Raw genomic sequence first — 5677 nt, 5'->3', positions numbered from 1 at the left:
TCGATCGCGGTCAGTGCCGAAGCATCGACGGTGCCGGTGCCGTTGCCGTCAAGAATCGCCTGCAGATCGGCGGCGTCCGCAGTGCCTTCCTCCAGGGTCGAGTCGAAGTTGCCGGTGGTGATGTCTTCGATCTCCAGTACGGCCAGCACGTCGGCCAGGGTGCCGTTGATTTCAGTCACCGCGCTGGCATCGAGCGGGGTTTGCAGCTGCAGCAGGTCGGCGGCGCTCATCACGCCGCTGAGCTGGCCAAGGGACTCATGGTCCTGCAGAGCCGCGTAGTGGGTGTCCTGGCCGTTGACCAGAATGCGCAGTGCCGTGTTGTCCGGCGCATATCCCTTGAAGGTCAGGCTCTTGCCGTCCTTGAGCAGGACCAGCTCGCCGTCCTTGTTGAGGGCCAGCGAGAACCCGTTATCCAGGCGCACCACGTCCGCACCGCCGCCCAGGTTCAGGCTGATGCTGTTGGTCAGCGCGGTGAAGGTGATGTCCTGCACGCGGCTGTCGCCGGCGGCGGTGCTGAGGCTGAGCGAGCCGTCGGTTTGGAAGGTGGCGGCGCCGTGCAGCTCCAGCGTGGTGGTGACGCCGGCCACGCCGCGCACCTGCTCCACGCCGTCCAGACGCAGCCGGTAGGTGCCCGCACCGGCGAGGATCAGCTCATCATCATTACCGCGGCCAAGGTTCAGGCTGCCGACGCCCTGGGCCGGGTTCAGCAGGGTGACCACATCATTGCCGCTGCTGCCGCGCACGTTCTCGATGTCGCGCAGCAGGTAGGTGCCTGCGTTGCCGAGGGTGACCGTCTCGATTCGCGAGGTGCCCTGGTAGAGGGTGTCCTCGCTGCCATTGGTGAGGCGGGCGCCGTTCTTGATGTTCTTGGTCTGCGTTGTAGCCATGATATTCCCTTTTCGCTGGTTGCCCGGGTGGGCCGGGCGATGGATGGCGCACGGTCGAGGGCGGCGCGCCGCGGCTAAGCATAGTCGATTTTTGCGCGGAGCAATGCAGCGCCGGGGGGCGGCGTGCCGGCGGCGGATCCGCGGCAGGGCCCGGCAGGCTCCCACGAAAAAGCCCCGCCTCCTTGTGGGGGGCGGGGCTGTGTGAGGGGGCCTCCGCCGCCGGGTGGCGGCGACGGAGGGTGGTGGGGGTTAGGGGGTGGAGAAGATGAACTCGTTAGCAGACAGCTGATCATTCAGCGGCAGGCCGGTCAGGGCGATCTCTACCAGACCACCACTCGTAGCGCCGTTTTCATCGTAGCCGATGATGGCGGTCTTGGTCAGACCATCCGCGGCGGTGGCGTAGGAGATCTGCAGGTTAGACACGCTGGTGATGCCGGTGATAGCCGACAGGTCGATGTAGTCTTCACTAATCTGGAAGTCGGTGATCACATCACGGTTGCCCGCGCCGAAGCCGGTGTCGCCCTGATTGAAGACGAAGGTGTCCACACCTGCACCGCCGGTGAGCAGGTCAACGCCCGCGCCGCCTTCGATGGTGTCGTCACCGGCACCGCCATCGATGGTGTCGTCGCCGACACCGCCTTCGATGATGTCGTCACCGGCACCGCCGTTGATGGTGTCGTCGCCGCTGCCGGCGAAGATCTCATCATTGCCAGCGCCGCCGGACAGGGTCAGGTCGTTGGTGGCCCCGATTGCGTTGATCACCACGTTGCCGGTCACCCCGGTGGCATTCACGTCCGCGGAGACATCGCTCAGCGTGAAGTCAGCGCTGCCCTGGAGGGTGATCTGCACGTTGGTAGTAACCTCATCGCCATCGAAGTCAGCCGCCACTGCGCTGCTGGCATCGATCTCGACCCGGCCGTTGTTACCAGCGCCTACGATGCCGGTGGTGCCTTCGATGGTCACGAGCTGGCTGGTGCCGAGGGTGATATCGAGGACATCGCCGTCGTCACTCTCCTCAGCACCCTTGCCCAGCACACCGGTGGTGATGTCGACGGTGGCGGTGGAGGCCTCCTCGTCCAGGCCGGAGAGGTTGATTTCAATGGCGCTGTCGTTGGATCCAGCACCCGGCGCCTTGTCGATCACCACGTTGCTGTTGAAGCCGCCGGAGGCGCCGGAGCTGGCATTGATGACGATACCGACAGATTCAGGGCCGACAAGGGTCATCGCGGCAGCATCGATGGTGATGGTGCTGCGGGTGCCGTTGAGGACACCTTCTGTACCCGTATCACCACCGGTCACGGTCAGGATGTCGTGGTCGCCAGCGATGATGGTGGCATTGGCGTTGGCGGCCAGGGTGACGGCCAGGTCGCCGGAGGCAATCCCCTCAACACCGTCGCCCGAGGGCACGCCGTCAGCATCGATGGTGGCATTGAAGCCGGTGACGACCACATCGCCCAAACCGGTCAGGGTCAGGGTGTTGGTGAAGTCGGTAGCCTCGACGGTCGAACCGCTGGCGCTGGTATTGCCTGCCTTCAACCGCGCCTCGGTCACACCGGCACCGAGGGTGATGGTGACACTGCCGGAATCGGAACCGACAGTGGTCACGTCCAGCGCACCGGCCAGGTTGGCGGCGTCGACGGCGCCTGAACCGCTGGTGCCCAGACCGGTGACGGTGACATCGCCCTGGAAGGCCACGGCTTCATCCTCACCACTGGCCGCCTGGCCGATGGTCAGGGTGTCTTCACCGAACGTCAGCTTGGCGTCAACAGTGACAAGCTCGGCAGCGCCCAGCAGGTTGATGTCGCTGGCACCGCCGGAGACGTCGATGTTGGCGCCGGCCACGGTGGTCAGGTTCAGGGTGCCACCGCTGAAGCCAGTGGCGTTCACATCGGCGCTCAGGTCGGTGATGTTGACGATGTCGGCATCACCGGAGACGTTCAGATCGACGTTGGTCAGGGTCAGCTCGTCTTCACCGATCAGGTACGCCACAGCCGAGAGAGCGTCGATGTTGACGGTGGCATTGCCCACGCCCGAGCCGTCGGTGTTGACAGTGGCCGTTGCACCGGTACCCAGGGTCACGGTGGTCTCTACGCTGTCACCCGTGTTTACGTTGCCATCCGAGGTGGTGACGGTGACGGTACCGCGGGTACCGGCCAGGTTCACATCGGCCAGTGCGCCAGTGACTACCACGTCGCCTGCGCCAGAGATGGTCAGGCTGTTGTCGTCGAGCATGGCGGCGGCGTTGACCGTCAGCAGAGGAGTGCCTTCGCCTGTCAGCGCGTTGTCCGCCACGGTCAGGTTGCCCTCACCGGCTACCACGGTGACACCAGCCGAACCCACCACGCTGGCAATGCTCAGATCGCCAGTGGTGCCTGCGCCGGAGACGTTGCTGCTCAGCGCGCCGGTCAGGTTGAAGTCGGCGGAGCCGCTCAGGGTGATGGCGCCATCGCCCGAACCCACCGCGACGGTGATCTCTGCAGCCACAGCCGGGGCATCGCCAGAGGCGGCCAGGTCGTCGGCGGTGATGGAGGTGTCGCCGCTGCCGGTGGTGACGGTGGCGGTCTCGCCGTCGGCGAAGTCGACGGTCAGGGCACCGGTTGCCGCGCCGGCGTCGATGCTCTCGACGTTGGCGACGCTGGTCAGGTTCAGCTTACCGCTGCCCTCCACCACGACCTGCATGGCGAAGTCCGCGTTGGTGATGCCTGCGAAGTCCAGTGCACCGCTATCGCCCACTGCGGTGAGGTTGAGGCGGTCGACATCGGTGATGGTGACGGCGCCTGCATCCGCATTGAGGGTGGCAGTGAGGGTATCGAACGCGGTGGCACCGCCGGTCAGGGCGTCGCTGCCGCCGCCGCTGCCTGTAACGGTGTTCAGGGTCTGGGTTTCGCCATCCAGATCAGCGCTGAACAGGTTGATGAACTGAGCATCGCCCAGCGTATCAACGCCTGTGGTCAGATTGAGCTCGCCTTCGGCGGTCACCACCAGGGTGGTGGAGGCCGAGACTTCCTCGACGCCCACCAGGCCGCCCAGGGTGGCGGTGAGGGTGCGCGGGCCTTCGACCACGGTAACGCCGTCAGCATCGAAGGTGACGCTGTTGAGCACCAGGCCCAGGGCGGCGTCGTAATCTCCCGCCTCAGCATTCGGGTTGGCAGCCAGAGTGATCAGCAGCGGCTGACCGTTGGTGCCACCGCTGACGGTGCCGAGGTTGAGTTGGGTGCTGGTTTCTTCACGCTCAGGAGAAGTCTGATAGACCAGACGACCGCCGATCACGGCGACGCTACCGCTACCCTCCAGCGCGGTCGGCAGCGCCAGCACGTCGCTGTTGGCGGTGTCACCGCTCAGGGTCAGGGTCAGGGTCAGGCCGTCGACGTTCTCCAGACCGACCTTAGCTACGAACGCCACTTCAGCGTCGGGAGTCACATCCACCGCAGTTGCACCAGCCTGCGCGGCAATGATCTTCTCACCGTCGAAGCTGGTGATGGTCGGCGCTGTGAAGTTTTCCGGCAGGCTGGTGACGAGGGTCTGTACAGCCTGCGACTGGCCGCCCAGCGCGTCGGTCACGGTCAGGGTGATGGCGCGCTCGCCGCTGTCCGGGTCGGCATTCAGCTGCAGGGCCTGCAGGACGGTGTTGACGGTCTGCGCATTGATCACGGTGGCCGGATCGTCGCTGCCGAAGGTCACGGTCAGCACGCCCTCAGCCTGGGTGAAGGTGGCTACACCTACGCCGCCCACAGTCACCAGGTTGGCGACGAAGGCCACGTTGGTTCCTGCGAAGGCGAACTCATCTTCAGCAACGGAGCTGGACACCTGCAGCACGGCATCGGTGGTGAGCTCTGCGCTGTTCACACCGTCGATGTCGCTGACGGAGGCCCCGGCAAACAGGACGTTGTTGGCGCTTTTCAGTGTCTGGGCAGCGATGACGCCGGTGACGACCGGGACATCGTTGGTGCCAGTGACGGTGATGGTCAGGGTGGACTCAACGGTGGCGATGCCGTCAGTGACGGAGTACGGCACAGTGAGGACCCGCTCTTCGCCTTCGGCCAGCGACTGGTAGGCCGCGTTGGCAGCGTCGAAGGTGTAGCTGCCGTCGGCATTCAGCATGAAGCCGTCGACGACTTCTTCGGTGGCGAAGGTCAGCTCGGCGCCGGTATCGACGTCGGTGGCGACCAGCTGGCCTTCCAGCAGGACGTCTTCCGCGACAGCAACGGTAGCGGCTTCGGCAACCGGGGCATCGTTGGTGCCGGTGACAGTGATGGTCAGGGTGGACTCAGCGGTGGCGATGCCGTCAGTGACGGAGTACGGCACTTCGAGGATCAGCGCTTCGCCTTCGGCCAGCGACTGGTAGGCCGCGTTGGCAGCGTCGAAGGTGTAGGTGCCGTCGGCGTTGATGGTCAGGCCGGCAACGGCTTCACCCACCTGGGCGAAGGTCAGCTCGGCGCCGGTATCGACGTCGGTAGCGACCAGCTGGCCTTCCAGCACGGCGGCGTCTTCCGCGACAGCAGCGGTAGCGGCTTCGGCAACCGGGGCATCGTTGGTGCCGGTGACAGTGATGGTCAGGGTGGACTCAGCGGTGGCGATGCCGTCAGTGACGGAGTACGGCACAGTGAGGACCAGCTCATCACCCTCGGCCAGCGACTGGTAGGCCGCGTTGGCAGCGTCGAAGGTGTAGCTGCCGTCGGCATTCAGCATGAAGCCGTCGACGACTTCTTCGGTGGCGAAGGTCAGCTCGGCGCCGGTATCGACGTCGGTAGCGACCAGCTGGCCTTCCAGCACGGCGGCGTCTTCCGCGA

Annotated in this window: 2 protein-coding genes; both read right to left on the bottom strand. The window is 65.4% G+C overall.

The annotated features are described in order from the left end of the window. A partial coding sequence (locus MXC11_RS11935) for a hypothetical protein (RefSeq protein ID WP_250010400.1) occupies window positions 1-887 on the bottom strand: 887 nt, incomplete at its 3' end. 249 nt (window positions 888-1136) lie between these two features. Next, window positions 1137-5677, bottom strand: a 4541-nt coding sequence (locus MXC11_RS11930; RefSeq protein ID WP_250010399.1) for a beta strand repeat-containing protein, incomplete at its 5' end; no start/stop codon positions are given.

This window comes from Pseudomonas eutrophicaquae, from assembly GCF_023544715.1.
In the GTDB taxonomy this organism is placed as follows: Bacteria; Pseudomonadota; Gammaproteobacteria; order Pseudomonadales; family Pseudomonadaceae; genus Geopseudomonas.
Note: the sequence above shows the minus strand (reverse complement) of the source record. Positions and strands in the feature narration are given on the sequence as shown.